The 17151-nt window shown below is 55.5% G+C and carries 15 protein-coding genes; 5 read left to right on the top strand and 10 right to left on the bottom strand.

What is annotated here, in order from left to right; genetic code table 11:
* Nucleotides 1-28 precede the first annotated feature (28 nt).
* From AC6I8F_RS20780 to AC6I8F_RS20760, 5 genes are all read right to left on the bottom strand, one after another.
* Complete coding sequence (locus AC6I8F_RS20780) at nt 29-1147, bottom strand: NAD(P)/FAD-dependent oxidoreductase (protein ID WP_498029017.1); 1119 nt, start codon at nt 1145-1147, stop codon at nt 29-31.
* A gap of 33 nt (nt 1148-1180) precedes the next feature.
* Nucleotides 1181-2254 (bottom strand): Gfo/Idh/MocA family protein, encoded by a 1074-nt coding sequence (locus AC6I8F_RS20775; RefSeq protein ID WP_498029008.1) that lies wholly within the window; start codon nt 2252-2254, stop codon nt 1181-1183.
* The gene (locus tag AC6I8F_RS20770) at nt 2254-3000 is read right to left on the bottom strand and encodes an amino acid ABC transporter ATP-binding protein (protein WP_021509433.1); all 747 of its coding nucleotides are present in this window, start codon (nt 2998-3000) and stop codon (nt 2254-2256) included. The genes AC6I8F_RS20775 and AC6I8F_RS20770 overlap by 1 nt, the downstream gene beginning before the upstream one ends.
* 1 nt (nt 3001) lies before the next feature.
* Nucleotides 3002-3808: an amino acid ABC transporter permease gene (locus AC6I8F_RS20765; protein ID WP_241798454.1), complete on the bottom strand. Its 807-nt coding sequence runs from the start codon at nt 3806-3808 to the stop codon at nt 3002-3004.
* A 73-nt stretch (nt 3809-3881) separates the two neighbouring features.
* Nucleotides 3882-4703: an ABC transporter substrate-binding protein gene (locus AC6I8F_RS20760; RefSeq protein ID WP_058759175.1), complete on the bottom strand. Its 822-nt coding sequence runs from the start codon at nt 4701-4703 to the stop codon at nt 3882-3884.
* 195 nt (nt 4704-4898) lie between these two features.
* Here AC6I8F_RS20760 and AC6I8F_RS20755 point away from each other — a divergent pair, with 195 nt between their 5' ends.
* The 3 genes from AC6I8F_RS20755 to AC6I8F_RS20745 all read left to right on the top strand — a co-directional run bounded on the left by AC6I8F_RS20755 (nt 4899) and on the right by AC6I8F_RS20745 (nt 9676).
* Nucleotides 4899-5975 carry a LacI family DNA-binding transcriptional regulator gene (locus AC6I8F_RS20755; protein WP_498029007.1) on the top strand — a complete coding sequence of 359 codons (1077 nt, stop codon included), beginning with the start codon at nt 4899-4901 and terminating at the stop codon, nt 5973-5975.
* A gap of 1127 nt (nt 5976-7102) precedes the next feature.
* Entirely contained in the window at nt 7103-7657 is a 555-nt protein-coding gene (locus tag AC6I8F_RS20750) for a hypothetical protein (protein WP_136546502.1), read from the top strand.
* A 627-nt stretch (nt 7658-8284) separates the two neighbouring features.
* On the top strand, nt 8285-9676 hold the full coding sequence (locus AC6I8F_RS20745) for an ISNCY family transposase (RefSeq protein WP_498029006.1): 1392 nt from the start codon (nt 8285-8287) through the stop codon (nt 9674-9676).
* A 29-nt stretch (nt 9677-9705) separates the two neighbouring features.
* Here AC6I8F_RS20745 and AC6I8F_RS20740 read toward each other — a convergent pair whose 3' ends face one another.
* Nucleotides 9706-10098, bottom strand: a complete 393-nt coding sequence (locus AC6I8F_RS20740; RefSeq protein ID WP_498029005.1) for a VOC family protein — start codon at nt 10096-10098, stop codon at nt 9706-9708.
* Nucleotides 10099-10361: 263 nt separating this feature from the next.
* Nucleotides 10362-11054: a hypothetical protein gene (locus tag AC6I8F_RS20735; RefSeq protein ID WP_278706693.1), complete on the bottom strand. Its 693-nt coding sequence runs from the start codon at nt 11052-11054 to the stop codon at nt 10362-10364.
* A 548-nt stretch (nt 11055-11602) separates the two neighbouring features.
* Between AC6I8F_RS20735 and AC6I8F_RS20730 the strand changes: the two genes are divergently transcribed.
* Both AC6I8F_RS20730 and AC6I8F_RS20725 read left to right on the top strand, forming a co-directional pair.
* Nucleotides 11603-12265 (top strand): class I SAM-dependent methyltransferase, encoded by a 663-nt coding sequence (locus AC6I8F_RS20730; RefSeq protein ID WP_498029004.1) that lies wholly within the window; start codon nt 11603-11605, stop codon nt 12263-12265.
* A gap of 294 nt (nt 12266-12559) precedes the next feature.
* Nucleotides 12560-13264, top strand: a complete 705-nt coding sequence (locus AC6I8F_RS20725) for an MgtC/SapB family protein (RefSeq protein WP_498029003.1) — start codon at nt 12560-12562, stop codon at nt 13262-13264.
* Between the two features lie 24 nt (nt 13265-13288).
* On the opposite strand, the gene AC6I8F_RS20720 is transcribed toward AC6I8F_RS20725, so the two are convergent.
* From AC6I8F_RS20720 to AC6I8F_RS20710, 3 genes are read right to left on the bottom strand one after another with little or no spacing between them, the layout of a single operon-like run.
* Nucleotides 13289-14299: a substrate-binding domain-containing protein gene (locus tag AC6I8F_RS20720; protein WP_058770156.1), complete on the bottom strand. Its 1011-nt coding sequence runs from the start codon at nt 14297-14299 to the stop codon at nt 13289-13291.
* Between the two features lie 29 nt (nt 14300-14328).
* A complete protein-coding gene (locus tag AC6I8F_RS20715) occupies nt 14329-15738 on the bottom strand; it encodes a sucrose-6-phosphate hydrolase (protein ID WP_166710307.1) in 1410 nt (469 codons plus the stop codon).
* Nucleotides 15738-17108, bottom strand: coding sequence for a sucrose-specific PTS transporter subunit IIBC (locus AC6I8F_RS20710; protein ID WP_498029002.1), 1371 nt, complete (start codon nt 17106-17108; stop codon nt 15738-15740). The genes AC6I8F_RS20715 and AC6I8F_RS20710 overlap by 1 nt, the downstream gene beginning before the upstream one ends.
* Nucleotides 17109-17151 lie beyond the last annotated feature (43 nt).

Raw genomic sequence — 17151 nt, 5'->3', positions numbered from 1 at the left:
CACTATCATTGTGGCGCTGGTCCTGACATTAGCTGAATCTTTCCGGGCGGAAGGTCGCCAGCATCGGGTGTTTAACGCCGGTGAGTATCTCCTGCGTCAGTATCTCACCGAGGATCAACGCCAGCGTAGCGCCGGAATGGGTGAAGACAACAAAACAGCCGGGAACCTGCTGCAGCTCACCGACCACCGGTTCGCCATCGCCAGGAATCGGCTTGAGACCGATTTTCCAGCTGTTGGCTTTTAGCGGCGCGCCGTCAGCGATCAGGTTACCCGCTTCCGCCATCAGCTGGTTAATGACTGCGGTATCAATGCTGTACTGTCCGTCGGCCTGCGCGACGATGTGCTCTTCATACCAGTCATGATCGACGGCGATGGTGTTGCCGGGATTAGGCCGGACCGCCGCGCGCGGCGTATTCATTACCACCTGCAGCCGGTGATCGCCGGGCTGGCTGGTCACCAGCATAGAGACCGGGGAACCGTTGGGGATGTGCACGCCGAGCGGGGCAACCACTTCCGGCGTCCACGGGCCACACGCTACCAGTACGCGATCGGCCAGCAGCTCACCGCGTTTTTCGCTGCGAATGCCGCTGGCCCGGCCGTCTTTGGTGATCACGCTGGCTTTACCGGCGTGCTCAACGATCTCTCCGCCCAGCGCGCGCAATGCCTGAACCAGATGCTCAACCAGATGCGGCAGGCTGACCCAGCCTTCACCGGGGTTGGCAATCGCCACCTGACTCAGACTGGCCGGATTCACCTGCGCATCGACATCACCGACCGTGGCGCGATTGATCAGCTTTGAGTCGTAGCCCTGCGCTTTTTCATAGTGATGACGCGCTTTGGTGCCCGCGTCATCGTCAGCGGCCCAGTAAATCGCGCCGTCGAAGCGCAGCCAGTCGAGCTGCGGATGGCGGGCAAACAGCGTGCGATAGCGGTCAATACCCGCCATGCGCAGCGCATGGTAAGGCTGCGAACGCTCGCCCGCGGAGTTGAGCCAGGAGAGGGATCGGCCGGTGGCGCCGGAGCAGAGTGCCGCTTCCGTCACCAGCGTGACCTGCGCGCCCGCCTGCGCCAGCTGCCAGGCGGTTGAGACGCCGAGGATGCCGCCACCCAGCACGATGACGGTTTTTGCCACGGTTTTGTCAGACATCATTCATTCCTTCTGTTAAAAAATGTTCGCCCTTCAGGCAATACGTACGCGATGCTGCCGATGGAGCTGCTCAATAAGCTGTAAAACGCCGAGCGCTTCACGCGCATCAACCGGCGGCGGCCCGCCATGTACCAGCGCGTGAGCTAACAGCTGATAGAAAGCGGGGTAGTGACCACGTTCAATCGGCACCGTTGTGGTTGCCCCGACCGTGCCGGCCCGGGCAGAGTTTTCTGCCGGCGTGACGCCGTACTGGCTATCACCGGGCGACATGCCCGCCGCCAGCTGCGGCTCCTGATTGTCCAGCCCCCAGTGGGTGAAGGCGCCTTTGCTGCCCAGCAGGTGAAAGCGCGGCGCATTCAGTGCCGCCTGGCCATTCATCCACAGCCGCGAGCGCACGCCGTTGTGGTGCAGCAATGAGACAAAACAGTCCTCGTCGCTGTCCGATTGCGGGCCGGAATGGCGCGCCAGCTCTGCCGTGGCGTGTTCTACCGGGCCAAAGAGCTGGATGGCCTGGTCAATCAGATGGCTGCCGAGATCCAGCAGTAATCCACCGCCCTGCGCCAGCGTGACGTTGTCACGCCAGTTGCCGAATCCCTGCGGTCGCCACCACTCGAAACGCGACTCAAAACTCCTTACGGTGCCGAAGGCTTCCTGGTGCACCAGGCGCTGCAACGTCAGAAAGTCGCCGTCCCAGCGTCGGTTATGAAACACGGTGAGCAAGGTATTGGCCTGCTGCGCGGCGGCGATCATCATTTCTGCCGCCTGCACGTCTGGTGCGAACGGTTTATCCACCACCAGATGGATCGCGCGCTGGCTGGCCTGTACAGCCTGCTCCGCGTGTTGCGCCGGTGGCGTGGCCAGCACGATGAGATCGATGCCGATCTCGCCGCCATCAATGGCCTTGAGCAGCGCTGGCCAGTCCGGCAGCACGCGCGCCTGGGGGTAACGTTGCTGCGCGGTCGCTACGCGTTGGGCATCGCCAGTGACGATAACGTCGAGACGATAGTCGGCGTTATGGGCCAGCAGCGGCGCATGAAACACGCTGCCGGCGACGCCAAATCCCACCAGCGCCGTGCGGACTGGGCCGCTAACCTGAAGATGTGTCATTACAGCACCTCCGACAGAAAACGCTGCAGGCGCGCGGACTGCGGACGGTCAAAGATTTGTTCCGGCGTGCCGGCTTCCACGATTTCGCCTTCATCCATAAACACCACCTGGTCGGCCACGCGCCGGGCGAAGCCCATCTCATGAGTCACGACCACCATGGTCATGCCGCGCTGGCACAAATCGGCCATTAGCGTCAGAACGCCTTTCACCAGCTCAGGATCGAGTGCCGAGGTGGCTTCATCGAACAGCATCACTTCCGGCTCCATCGCCAGCGCGCGCGCTATTGCCACGCGCTGCTGCTGGCCACCGGAGAGATCGCGCGGACGGTGATCGGCTCGCTGAGCAAGGCCCACTTCTGCCAGCCGCTGACGGGCAATCTCCAGTGCTTCGGCTTTCGGACGGCCTTTTACTTTCCACGGTGCCAGCGCCACGTTTTCCAGCGCGCTGTGATCGGGAAACAGGTTGAAATGCTGAAACACCATGCCAATTCTCAGCCGCAGCGCATCGGGCTTGTCCTTCAGGACAGAACGCCCGGCCAGTAAGACATCGCCGTTCTTCGGCTCATGCAGGCGATTGATGCCGCGCAGTAAGGTGGATTTTCCCGATCCCGAGGGACCGATAATGCAGGTGGTGGTGCCCGGTTCGATGCTCAGCGACACATTACGCAGCACCTCAATCGGGCCGTATGCCAGGGTCAGATTGCGCAGCTCGAGGCTGGCGCCGTGAAATGCAGATGGCATGGCCATATTAGTGTCCTCGCTCGCTGGTAAGGGAGACCGCCGGAACCACGTTGCGCTTTTGCTGCACTTCATCGAGCTCCTTCAGGCCGCTTTGTGGCGCGGTGGCGCGGCGACGTCCGGTACGGTAGCGGACGTCGATGTAGTTCACGGCGTGGGTGAGCGGCACGGTGATCACCAGATAGAACAGCCCGGCCAGCATCAGGGGTGACAGGTTGCCGCTCAGCACGGCGGCATCCTGACCGACGCGGAACAGCTCACGCTGACCGGTCATCAGACCCAGCAGATAAACCAGCGACGAGTCTTTGATGATGGCGATGAACTGATTGACTATCGCAGGCAACACGCGGCGGATGCCCTGCGGAATGATCACCTGGCGCATCGCCCGGCCATAGCTCATTCCCAGCGCCCGGCAGGCTTCCATCTGTCCCTGTTCCACGCTCTGGATACCGGAGCGGAAAATCTCGCCCATGTAAGCGCTGGCAATCAGGCTCAGGGCAAAAATGCCGAGCGGATACGGCGTCGGACCAAATAGCTGATAGCTAAAACGCGCCAGGCCCTGACCAATCAACAGAATGGTGAGGATGGAAGGCAAGCCGCGAAACAGATCGGTATACAGCCGCGCGGGCACGCGCAGCCAGCGCGAGGGCGAGATGCCCATCAGCGCCAGTATCAGGCCGAATAGCGTGCCCAGCACGGTGGCCGCCACGGAGATAATGATGGTGTTCACCAGTCCGGTTGCCAGCAGCTGTGGCAGGACGTCCATCATCGATGGAATATCAAAAAACGTACGGGAAAGAATAGTGATCAGATCCATAGCCGATTCTCGGTTGCGGGTGACGGACATGCGCCGTCACCGGATGCAGTCTCACGCATAACGATGCGCAGGGTTATTGGCCGCCGGGCAGATACTGTTGCGGCATTGGCGAACCCGGGAACCACTTCTGGTACAGCTGTTTCCAGGTCCCATCCTGCATCGCCGCTTTGATGGCTTTATCCAGCGCCGCTTTGAACTCCGGCTTGCCTTTGGCGATGGCGACACCCGCAGGCGCGTCAAATGAAGGGATGTTCGCCGCCGTGACCAGCTTAAAGCGGGTGGCATAATCTTTGGCGGCTTCGTAGTCGAGGAACATGGCATCCAGCGTGCCGTTATTCAGCGCGGACACCGCTGCGTTGTTATCGGGGAAACGCACCAGATCGGTCTGTTTGAAGTGCTGCAGCGCATAGTTCTCCTGCAGCGTGCCCTGAATCACTCCGAGCCGTTTATGCGCCAGGGTTTCTACGTTTTTCACCCCGGAATCACTGCGGGTCAGCACTGTCAGGTAGCCCGCGAGATAGCCGGTGGAGAAATCGACGGTTTTTTCGCGCAGCGGCGTGATGCCAATCGCGGCGACGCCGGCATCATACTGGCCATTTGCCACCGCCGGTAGAATGGCGGAGAAGTCCTGACCGATAAAATCCACCTGATCGATGCCCATGCGATGCGCCACATTTTTGAAGAATTCGACGTCAAAGCCGGTGAAGTTGCCGTTTTTATCGGTGAAGGTGTAGGGCTTCGCGTCGCCGAGGCTGGCAACGCGGAGATGACCGGGTTCGATCAAACCCCAGGGATTACTATCGCTGGCGGCATGGGCGCTCCAGCTGGCGGAAACCAGCATTGCCGTGCCGAACAGGGCGGCGGTCAGGTGATTGAAACGTTTGTGCGATGTCATAAGGCTCTTCCGTCTGTGCAGGTGAAACTTCAGAGTTCGCCAAGCCGGTTTATTGTTATTGAGACCGGTCTCAACGCAGGGCAAAATGAAACCGGCTCTGGTTGTGAGACCGGTCTCATTCGGATATACTGATATTAAGCACACGCTATCAGCAGCGTCAATTATGTTGTTATCAACTTGTGATTCGAAATAATTATGACCAATGAAAATGCTCGTTCACGCGGTCCGACCGTCGCAGACGTCGCCCGCGCCGCCAATGTTTCCAAAGCTCAGGCGGCACGCGCGCTGGGCGGGTATGGTTCCGTCAGTGAAGATGTGCAATCGCGGGTGAATCAGGCTGCTGAAGCGCTGGGATACCGACCGAACGAGCTGGCGCGCAGCATGAACACCGGCCGCTCCAATACCATCGGGGTGATTGTCGGCGACATCGAAAACCCGCACTTTGGCCTCGCGCTGCGCGGCATGGCCGACGTCGCGCGCCAGGCGGGCTTTCACCTGCTGCTGAGCAACAGCGATGAAACGCTGGACGAGGAGCGGGAAGCCGTGCGCGTGATGCTGGATAAGCGCGTCGATGGCATCATCGTCGCGCCATGCAGCTCATTGTTTGAGGATAATGAACATCTGCGCCAGGTGCTGGCAGAAGGGCGTTCATTAATGATGTTCGACCGGGCAGTGCAGGGGATGGAAGTGGAGACCATCCAGGCGAACTTTGTCGCAGTGGCCAAACAGGCGACGGAGCTATTACTGGCGGCCGGGCATCAGCGTATTGCTTATCTCTCCAGCATGCGCAGCGCTGCACCGTATTCGCCGGCAATCACGCTGGGCCCCACGCCGGTGGCGCAACGTGTTAGTGGAATGATTGATGCCTACCGGGCCGCAGGTAAGGAACTGGATCCAGCGCTGATTCGGCTTAATGCACTAAGCGAAGCCATCATTGAGCAGATCCTGACTGAACTGCTGGCGCTCGCCGAACCACCCAGCGCGCTGATTGCCTCCGATAACCTGATTGCGATGGGCATCCTGCGCGGTCTGGCCAAACGCGGCCTGCGCGTACCCGAAGATATCTCTTTTGTGATGTACGACGATTTTCCCTGGACCGAGCTGATGTCACCGCCGCTAACCGTGGTCGCCCAGCCGGTGTATGAAATGGGGCGCGAAGCCGCGCGCCGGTTGATTTGCCATATCCGCCAGCAATCCGCCGGCGCTTTACCCGCGTTTGACAGCTGGATGGTGGTGCGCGGCTCGGTGGGGGAAAACCCGCCGGCCGGGTGATACCATGCGCCGCGGCGAGCTTGTGGAATTTCTCCCTGCTTTTTTTGGTCGCCATGAATGGCGTCCCTACAGAAAACCGCGCGGTTTTGTTTCTTAAAACGCGCCAGAGAAAAAGTAAATTGTGTGATGCCTCGCAGGGTGCGCATTCATGCGCACCGCATAAACACTAAATTGTGCGATATCTCGTAGGGTGCGCATTCATGCGCACCTGGATAGCACTGCATAGGCGTAATCAAGGAGATACCCTCGTTTCATTAATTTGTCAGAGTGGGTAAGTTTTAAATCCAGCGCTATGATTAATGAGATAGTTGTAATAACCCCGGATGAATTTCAGCGCTTGCCAGTAATTATAAAATAACTCTCTTTTGATTTGAGTTAGCGCAGCACACCACATCAAATTAAATGCTATCAAAGAATCATTCTCGTTTTATTTCTCCATCAGGAACTTTCTGATTGTTTAAGTGATATTCTGCGCAAGCAGACTTACAAAACATTTACAATCAATTTCACTTAAGTCTTCTATGATGGCAAATACAGGGAAGTTACTGGCGCTAAGCGTCAGCTTATTTACTGCTTCAGCGCTGGCCGCACCGTTGAATCCCGGCGACCGCGACTATATTCAGAACCAGCAGCAACAGCGACTGCAGTAAGACCAGCAGCAGCGAGACGCGCTGTGGAACGCTGCCGCGCCGCAGGCCACAGCATGCAGCGGGGTTATATTACCAGTCGGGCATTTTAACCGAACAGGATTTATCGACTAATGAGCTGGTTATTCCGGTGCTAGAAAGGAAACGCGACGAAATACGCCTCGATGGCCAGCACCAGCGATCGCTGGCCATGTCGTTTCCCGAACTCGACTGTTTTGCAGCGCGGGCTACATTTCACCTCTCGCAAAGCCGGATCTGGAGTATAGGAACTACGCGCACCGATTCAGGCTCGCGGTGCCGACAGGGTGAATTTGTGATATGCGCCCGGACACCGATCCTTTTACTTAAACATTATCGAGAAGCGCGATCTTAACTTATTGAATAAATTTAACTTTAACTGAAAAATAAGATTAACTTTACTTTTTTGATATATTATTCAGGTATGTAAGCATAAACTTTAACTTAGACAAAGAGGATTCCATGATGAATTTTTCGCTTGATAAAAAATTGAAATCATTTGGGTGCAGATTTGGTGCAATATTATTAGGAGTTAATTTAACGACATTTTCCATCTCTGCTTCGCCGTTAATGGCTATTGAGGTGGCTGAAACAGTATCAAATATAAATCACACCTTCGAAGGAATTAATAGAGTAAAAGCCATTTATAAACCAGCGGAAATTGTCGCTTTAATATCTTCACCGTCCAATGGATACTATAACAACCTTGAAGAAAGTTATATCAGTTACGAGAGCAAAGGGTCTGACTGGTTGAAGAGATTTTATATCGACATGAAAATCCCGGAAAATTTATTTATAAAAGAAATCCCACCTCTTGATGGTAAATCTAAAGATGTGAAATACTTTGCTTACATTATCACAAATTTAGATAAAAATTCTTGTAAAATGCTTCATAGTGAGATTAAATCACTTTTTGACTATGAATATATAAACCCGGGCAAGGAAGTCAATACATTAGAGAAAAGAAAGGGTAAATGTGAAGACAAAAAAGACAACGAAATTGTTGTAATGAAATAAGAAACTGCCTGGATTAAAACCTTCTGAAAATAACTAGCTATATCCAGCAAACAAATCGATAGCGCTACGTGAAATCTGACGAAAGCGCTGAGGGATAACCGGGATGTTTTCGCGTAGCGTTGTCATTGTGGATGAGCTAAAGAGATAGTTGAAGCACCGAGGGCGAAGCTAACCGGGTATTCAGTTGTAGGGTGCGCATTGATGCGCACCAGGATAACGCAGTGGTGTCCATCAAACGGACCGGTGGGATAAGTTTTCACATAGTGTAGCCGTGGTGGAATGAGTTGTGGTCCTTGTAAGAGGCGTGAAGGGCGAAACCTAACGACAGCGCGAGGGGGCAGCGGACAGTCTGTTGTAGGGTGCGCATTGATGCGCACCAGGATATCGCCGTGGTGTCCATCAAACGGACCGGTGGGATAAGTTTTCACATAGTATCGCCGTGGTGGAATGAGTTGTGGGCCTGTTAAGAGGCGTGAAGGGCGAAACTGAAGGATTGAGATACGTGATCAGATATCTTATTTAACATAATCATGATTATGCGTACTTTAGCTATAGAGGCAAAGCTGACCTGGCCGTTCTGAGCTAAGCTTACCTGGCCGCTTGGGGCTACCTGCTGAGGATCCTGATATGGCGGCTTCTGGTGCGGAGTTTTTCACGATGAACGAAGTTAACCGGCTTAAAGTTATTCAGGACGTTGTCGACCGGCGGCTGACAACCCATCTCGCTGCTGAGCGTCTCGGGATTTCCGACAGGCACTGCCGTCGCCTGCTTCAGCGCTACCGTACAGACGGTCCGCTGGGTATGGCTGACCGCCGCCGTGGCAAGCCCAGCAACTATCAACTGCCGGCGGGCCTTGCTGAACGTGCGATTCAGATCATCCGTGAGCGCTACGCTGATTTTGGCCCGACCCTCGCCTGCGAGAAGCTGGCCGAGCTGCACGGCGTGACGCTGTCTAAAGAGACCGTGCGCAAGCTGATGATGCAGTCTGGCCTCTGGATCCCGCGCAGGCATCGTGCACCAAAAATCCAGCAACCACGTTACCGCCGCGCCTGCGTCGGCGAACTGATACAGATCGACGGCTGCGATCACCGCTGGTTTGAAGAGCGCGGCCCGGCCTGCACGTTGCTGGTTTACGTGGATGATGCGACCAGCCGCCTGATGCAGCTTCACTTCGTCCGCTCCGAGTCCACGTTCACCTACTTTGAAGCCACGCGCGGCTACCTGGAGCAGCACGGCAAGCCGCTGGCATTTTACAGCGACAAGGCCAGCGTGTTCCGCATCAACAACAAAAATGCGGCTGGCGGCGACGGTCAGACGCAGTTCGGGCGCGCGATGAACGAGCTGAACATCACCGGCATCTGCGCTAATACCAGCTCTGCCAAAGGCCGCGTGGAGCGTGCGCATCTCACGTTGCAGGATCGGCTGGTCAAGGAGCTCAGGCTGCGTGATATCAGTACGCCGGATGCGGCTAACGCGTTTGCCGCTGAGTTTATGGCGGACTACAACCGCCGTTTCGCGAAGGCACCGAGGCACGATTTTGATGTTCATCGTCCGCTCGATGCTGACGACGACCTCAACCAGATATTTACCTGGCGCGAGCTACGTAAGGTCTCAAAAGCGCTTACGGTCCGCTACGATAAGATGCTGTTGCTGCTTGAGGATAACGATGACAGCCGCCGCGCGATGGGAAAATATCTGGATGCCTGGCAGTACCCAGACGGCCGCGTTGAACTCAGAAGCAACGGTACGGTTCTTCCCTACTCGGCTTACGACCGGCTGTCTGAAGTAGATCAGGGGGCGATCGTGGATAACAAGCGGCTTGGCCACGCGCTGGCTGTTGCTCAGCTGATGCAGGAAAAGCGCGATAATACTCGGTCTCAGGCTCTGCCGGCTGGTAACGGACCAAGTCGCAGAAGTGCCAAGAAAAATCCGGCTAAAAAGCGGCAGCGTGCGTTAGACGAAGATGATCTGATTGAAGCTCTGATCGATTTACAGACTCAGGCTCAGGCTCAGGCTTAGGATCAGGATATATTTCCGCAGCATTCAGATTAATGCCTTGCATAATAACTCTGTATATTCTTTCGAGCCTCATGATATTCATAAGACGTCATTTCAATTTTATTTCCCGCTATATCCTCAAAATAAACAGACATGGAGACCTGATGGTCGCTGACGGTAAATGAAATAGAATGAGACGACAGTGTTTTCATCAGATTACTGAAATAAAAAGGTTTAACACTGAAGGCCACGGTATGCCCCGGAGACTGGTGCTGTCTTTCAAAAAGTGAAAGCGCCGCTTCATTATTCTTCAGAACTAAAGGTCCACCCTGAGTAAACCAGAAAAACAAGGACTCATCACGAACAAATCCCAGCACTTCTTTGTACCAAACCTCGGCCACTTCTAGATTATTCACATAGAGATGAATATGGTCAATTTTCATTACAGACACAGTTACCTCGCAGGCTGATTACCAGCGATAATAATTGAGGACTGCCACACATATTGCAAATGGCACCGCACTGAAAGAAACTTTATTTAACATAAATCCATTGAGCATCTACATTGTATATATTGGACATCTCAGGTTTGCCTGAACCCGGCCATCTCTGCTTAGCTTTAACATTAGCCTGAGAGGTAAATCAGTAACATCCGCACACAGCCCCATTTGTTTAATGGCTGCCAATTATGGCGCACTCACCATATTTAAACCCTCGCCGGCAATAACGGATAACACTTCGTCCAGTTGTAGTTAGTCTTCGCCAGCATCAGTTCTCCCGCCACCGCACCAAAATTGATGTCCTGACGTTCATAAAAGAATTGACGCAAAACTGCGGGTAAAAACTCAGCGCTGTAGCGCAGTAACGTGCTGTGCCAGAATGGTGCCGGAAACGGACTGTTGTCATGCCGCATCAGCAATTCATTTTTCCACTCTGAATCCTGAACCTTGTCGCAGAATGACTGACGCATGGCAATCGCAGGCGTATCAGGTATGCCCGCAAGCAATAACTGACTGGGCAACGCCACTAAGCGCAGATCCCGGATAACGATTTTTTTCGCAGCAAATTCCTGCCAGATTGTGGTCAATTGTGCCGCTTTCGCTGGTAAAGGCTCGTTGACGTTATACAGCGGTAAAGTCAGAGGCAAAAAAGTAAAATGAAGGCCTTGCGCTGGCAGCGTATCAGCAAGCGGATCAGCCTGTGTGAGTCGTTGCAATTCATCAATCAGACGTAACACCGGTAAGGAAACTGACGGCTTTATCCCTGCGGCAAGCGCCAGTTTTACCGGATCGTAGTAATTCTCTTCACGGATGTTTCCGATGCCTGCATTTTTCGCCCACAACGCGATGGTGTTTTCGTTTGCAGAACGATATCTGTTTTGCAGGCTTAGTGGTTGCATGTCAGACCTTACAGCATTTGGGTGAATACCGGTGAAGATGATGAATAGTATCGCTATCAGATATAACAGGCTATCAATTGATTCAGACCGTAGAGGTCATTTTTTGCTGCGGGCACTGAGAAAACCTGTCAGCTCTGCCCCGCTCCATACCCCTCCATCTGACATTTACAAAAAAGCGTAGCGGCTCGATCTAGTAAATTCATTTATGAATGCTAAGCTCATTTTTGTCTGTCTCTATGCGTTATCCGCTACTTACCCTTTAAGGTGGGATACACATGCAACTCTCTGAAACAAAATCAGATTCTCTTTAGACACAGCTACATTCCCTACTGGACTGCGCGCTGGCTTATTGTGAAAGAGGCGATTACTTTTCTGCTTTTCAACTCAGCGGAGAAAAACTCACTCGGCTCTGCGACAGGATAAACATTAGCTCTTCAGATGATTACTGGCTGTCGGCCCGTCAACATCCCTTCTTTATGCTCTGCCAGCAGGATCCTTACACCTCCCGAGCGTTTAGCAAACCACGCGGCTATGCGGGCGATGCTGTCATGCTGGATTATATTTATTCGGGTGCTGTACCACCGGAGACAACACTGCATGGTCGTGGCATCTTTGCCTGCACAACAGCGAGTTCGATGGGGTTATCGGTTTTATTCAGACGACACTTGTTAACTGCCTATATCAATGAAACGGTGCTAAACCATCCACAGGCACGCATATTATCGGTTGCCTCCGGTCACTGCCGGGAGTTTGAAAATACGCTGGCGCTTTCGGATATATTTAAAGGCGAGATCGTCGCCTTCGATCAGGATGCAGAGTCCTGCGCTGAAGTTAATCGTGCTTATGGTGGCAGAGTAAAAACGCAGGTTGCAGGCATCAACGCTTTACTGCAGACATCACGCACTGAACAGGAGAGCTATGATTTTATTTATTCCGCCGGCTTGTATGATTATCTGCCTCAGCGCAACGCCAAAGCACTCAGTGAGTCACTGAAAAATATGCTCAAACCTGGAGGACGTCTGGTGGTTGGCAATTTCAGCCCCGACAGTTCCGGACGGGGCTATTTACAACTGATAATGGACTGGCACCTGATTTATCGCGACACGTCGTCTTTAACCACGCTATTTGGTGATCTGACAGGCTTCACCTTCAATAACTATGCCGATCCCCACAATAACGTTGTTTATATTGACATCATCAAAGACGCATAATTATACCGCGCATGTTTAACCCCGCTTAAACGATGCGCGATTTGTCTTCGCTCTGGCGCATCAAAGCGTCTACAATGCCGGCGAAATTTTTACTGATGAGGATACACAATTGGACACCTGTCCCACACGATTACAATCGGTGCCGATGCTGAGATAGCCTCATCGCTGTCTTAGCCCTGCGTTAAGACGGTGGATTTTCCTCCCCCTTTTTCCTGCGTTCTGTCTGGCCCCGCTGTAATCCATTCTTATAACTCTGCATATCCATTGCCCGGCGGTGATGGAGTGAGGTCTGACATGGACTGGAAAATCTTTTTATTGCGCGTCACGGTCGCGCTGATTCTGGGCGCGCTGATTGGCAGCGAGCGCCAGCTGCGCCAGCGCCTGACCGGGCTGCGCACCAATGCGCTGGTCAGCACCGGTGCCTGTTTGTTTGTACTGATGACGCAAAGCGTGCCGGGAATTGCCGCAGATGCCTCGCGCGTGGCGGCCTATGTGGTTTCCGGCATTGGCTTCCTCGGCGGTGGCGTCATTATGCGCGATGGCCTGAATGTGCGCGGTCTTAACACCGCTGCCACGCTGTGGTGTACCGCGGCGATTGGCGTGTTATGCAGCATGGGCTTGTTGCTGGAGGCAGGCATCGGTTGCGTGGTTATTCTGTGCGCCAACATCCTGCTGCGCGAGCTGGCACAGGGCATCAATCGGCAAAGCATCATTACTGCGGAAGACGCCAGCCAGTATTACAAAGTGCAGATCATCTGTCTGGCGGCCGATGAGGTGCAGGTGCGCAGCCTGATCCTGCACAGCCTCGGAGGCAGCGGTCTGCGGCTGCAATCCCTGCACAGTGAGGATCTGGAACCCTCACACCGCATGGCGGTAAATGCGGAAGTGCTGGGTAAACCCAGCCTGACCGATCAGCTGGAAAATCTGGTCAGCCGCATCAGCCTGGAAAAAGGCGTCAGCTCGGTCAGATGGCAGGTGTGTGAGCCAGAAACCGATTAATTCATCAAATGCAATGCGGCTGCGCTACCTGCCAAAGCGCAGCCGCAGCGTTGCCGGCAGCACGGTATGCTGGCTGATGGGTTCATCGCTGTTAATCATGGTAGTGAGCAGCGTAAAACACTCCTGCGCCAGGCGCGGCACATCCTGTTCAACGGTATCGATCGGCAGTGTCAGTGAGTCATACAGATAGTGATCGTCAAAGCTGGCCACGCGGATGTCGCTGTGCAGCAGGTGATGCTGGCTCATGTAGCGCAACACCCCTTCCAGCAGACCGCAGGCGGCGGTAAAAATCGCTTTGGGCGGACGCCCCAGCCGGGCGCACAGTGCGGCAAACATTTCATAACCGCTGCTCGGGTGATAGTTGCCGTGAATGATCCACTCCGGCCGCGGCGTCACACCTGCCCGTTCGAGACCCTGCATAAAACCGGCCAGACGATCTTTGGTGGGTGACAGACGCGGCTGACCGCCGAGGAAATAAATCTCATCCGGATTGGCGCGCGCCAGCCGTTCCACCAGCTCGGCAGTCGGCGTGACCGAATCGGTCATCACCAGCGGCAGTTGCGTATCATTAACGTAGCGGTCAAACAGCACGATCGGCAGCTGATCGCTCAGTTTAACGTAGTCACTGTCGCTTAACATGCTGGACGCCACAATCAGCCCATCCACCTGACGCGCCACCAGGTTATCCACTACCACCCGCTCCTGCCCGGCGTTTTCGTCAGTGCAGGAGATCAGCAACTGTAAGCCCGCCTCGCGACACAGATTTTCCAGCGCGTGCGAGAACACGGCAAAACCATGGTTGGTGATCTCCGGCACCACTAAACCCAGCGTATGGCTGCGATTATCGCGCAGCGAGCGCGCGTGGATACTGGCCTGATAGTGATGTTCGCGCGCCAGCGTCAGTACCCGTTCACGCGTCTCTTTCGCTACGCGCAACTCTTTGCCACGGCCATTCAGCACCAGGCTGGCGGTGGCTTTGGACACCCCCGCCAGCGCGGCGATATCCGCTATGGTAACGCGTTTGGTTTTTCTCACGTCAGTGCATCGGTTAAGGAAACAATGACTTATTCTACCATGCACGGCCGCAACGACCAGTAGCGCGCCGTCACTTCTGCGTGTCCGGTCAGGGTTAATTGCGCCGGATGCGCCGGGAAGTAGCGGCTGCTCATCACCCCTTCCCCTTCATTAATGAAAATCTCGACGCTTGAGTGATCGCACAGTAACTGGAGCTGATTCACCGCGCCGCGCCAGTAACGGAACTGCCACTCGCCGTTTGCCAGACTGCGCCGCGCGAGCCGCAGCCCGTCGGCGCGCCACTCCAGCCGTAGCTGGTCGGCGAAGTTCAGGGTGATGTCGCCCTGCCCGCTCAGCAGTAACTCCAGCCGCTGCGCATCAATGACCGGCGCATCGGCGGCTGGCCCCTGATAGTGCTGTTCAGCGCTGCGCAGCGCCTGCAGTTCAGTGACCGGACGCTGGAACAGCCGGCCATCGCGCGTGCCCAGTTCGCGCACGCAGGTCATCTGATGGATCCAGCCATTGGCCACCGTGGGCTGCAGCATCTCCTCGCCGTCCGGCACGCCCATCCAGCCCACCAGCAGCCGGCGTCCGTCGGCGGTTAGCGTGGTTTGCGGCGCGTAAAATTCGAAACCGGCGTCAAGCTCATGTAATTCGCCATGGCTAAAGCGGGCGTTAGCGTAATCAAGATCGCCGGACAGCCACGCGCTCGGATGTGCATTGAGAAAACGATGCTGTTCCCGGGCAAGCCCCTGCGGACAGCAAATCAGGAAGGTGCTATCGCCGAGGGTAAACATGTCCGGGCATTCCCACATGTAACTGGCTGCCGCCAGCCCGTTCAGGCCGCTGCCGGCAATCTCGCCCAGATTGTGCCACTCACGCAGGTCCGCCGAGCGCAGCAGCAATACTTTGCCCTGCTTTTGTTGATCCTGCGCACCCAGCACCATGAACCAGTGCTCGCCATGCCGCCACACTTTCGGGTCGCGCACGTGTCCGGTATAGCCGTCGGGCAGCGCGATCACCGGCCCGAGTTTGTCAAAGCCGCCCTGCGCATTCTGCACCGCCAGACACTGCCAGGCGGTGCGCGAACCATCGGCAAACTTCACGTTGCCGGTATAGATCAGGGTCAGCGCGCCATTATCATCAACGGCGCTGCCCGAATAGCAGCCGCTGCGGTCATACTCTTCATCCGGCATTAACGCTATGGGTTCATGCTGCCAGTGCAGCAGATCGGCGGAACTCCAGTGGCCCCAGCATTTATGCTGATGCTGACAGCCCAGCGCATTCCACTGATAGAACAGATGGTAACGCCCGGCGAAGTGAATAAAGCCGTTCGGATCGTTAAGCAATCCGATGACGGGCGCCAGATGCCAGCCCGGATAATGCGGGTCGCGCAGCGCGCGCGGCTGACCGCGCATCACCGCCTGTAAAATATCGGGTAACAATGTAGAAGCCGCCATTATTCCGCATCCGTTTTGTATTTGAGCAGATAAGAGATCACAAATGCGCTGCTGAAGGCAATCACCATGCCAATGGCATAATTAAGCAATGAGCTGGCCTGCACAATCGCCATGCCCGGGAGCCCGGTCAGACCGACAGCTGTCATGTACACATGCACCGACACTACCCAGGCCCCGCCCAGCGCGCCGCCAATCAGGCCGGCGATAAAGGGTTTCATAAAGCGCAGGTTGATACCGAAAATCGCCGCCTCGGTAATACCCAGCAGCGCTGAAAAGCCGGACGGCAGCGAAATGGCTTTGATTTTCACATCTTTGGTTTTAAACCACACCGCCAGACAGGCACCGCCCTGCGCCACGTTAGCCATCGCCCAAATCGGCAGCAGGAAGTTGACGCCAATCGCCGGATTGCCCAACAGCCCGGCTTCAATCGCATGGAAGCTGTGGTGCACGCCGGTGATCACGATAACTGAGTAAAGCCCGCCAAACACCAGTCCGGCCAGCCAGCCGGCATGGGCAATCAACGTGCTGAGGACGAATGAAATACCGTCGCCCAGCATCCGCCCTGCCGGACCAATCACCAGCAGCGCAACGAAGCCGGCGATAATCACCGTCAGGAACGGCGTCAGGATCAGATCCAGCGCGTCCGGAATTACCCGGCGCAGCTGCTTCTCCAGCACGCTCATAAACCACACCGCCAGCAGCACCGGAAACACCGTGCCCTGGTAGCCGATCATCGCCACTTCGATACCGAAAAAGTTCATGGTATGGAAGCCGGCCGCCACGCCCCAGGCGTTGGTGAGCGCCGGATGGGTCAGAATGCCGCCGAGCGTGGCACCGAGGAACGGGTTTCCGCCAAACTCGCGTGCCGCGGTAAAGCCAATCAGGATCGGCAGGATGATAAAGGCCGCCGAGCTGCACATATCCAGCATGATATACAGCGCGTTGTCGGGGCTAACCCAGCCGTAGGTTTTGACCATGCCGAGCAGGCCCATCAGCAGACCAGAGGCGACGATCGCCGGAATGATCGGCACGAAAATGTTCGACAGCAGGCGCGCAATGCGCTGGAACGGGTTGAGCTTACGCGCGGCGATATCCGCCGCTTCCGATTTGCTGGTTTCACTGATGCCAGCTTCGCGGATAAACGCGGCATACACTTTATTCACTACGCCAGTGCCAAAAATCACCTGCAGCTGTCCGGCATTGCGAAAACAGCCCTTCACGCCCTCCAGTTTGCCAATCGCGGCGGTGTCGGCTTTGGCGTCATCCACCAGCACCAGGCGTAAACGTGTGGCACAGTGCGCCGCACTGGCGATATTTTCCCGGCCTCCCAGCAGCGGCAGCAGCGACCGGGAAAGAGTAACAAAATCCATAGTAACCTCTGTTTTTGGTTGTTATGCCATCATGCGCTAAGCG

Source organism: gamma proteobacterium symbiont of Axiagastus rosmarus (genome assembly GCF_059730925.1).
Note: the sequence above shows the minus strand (reverse complement) of the source record. Positions and strands in the feature narration are given on the sequence as shown.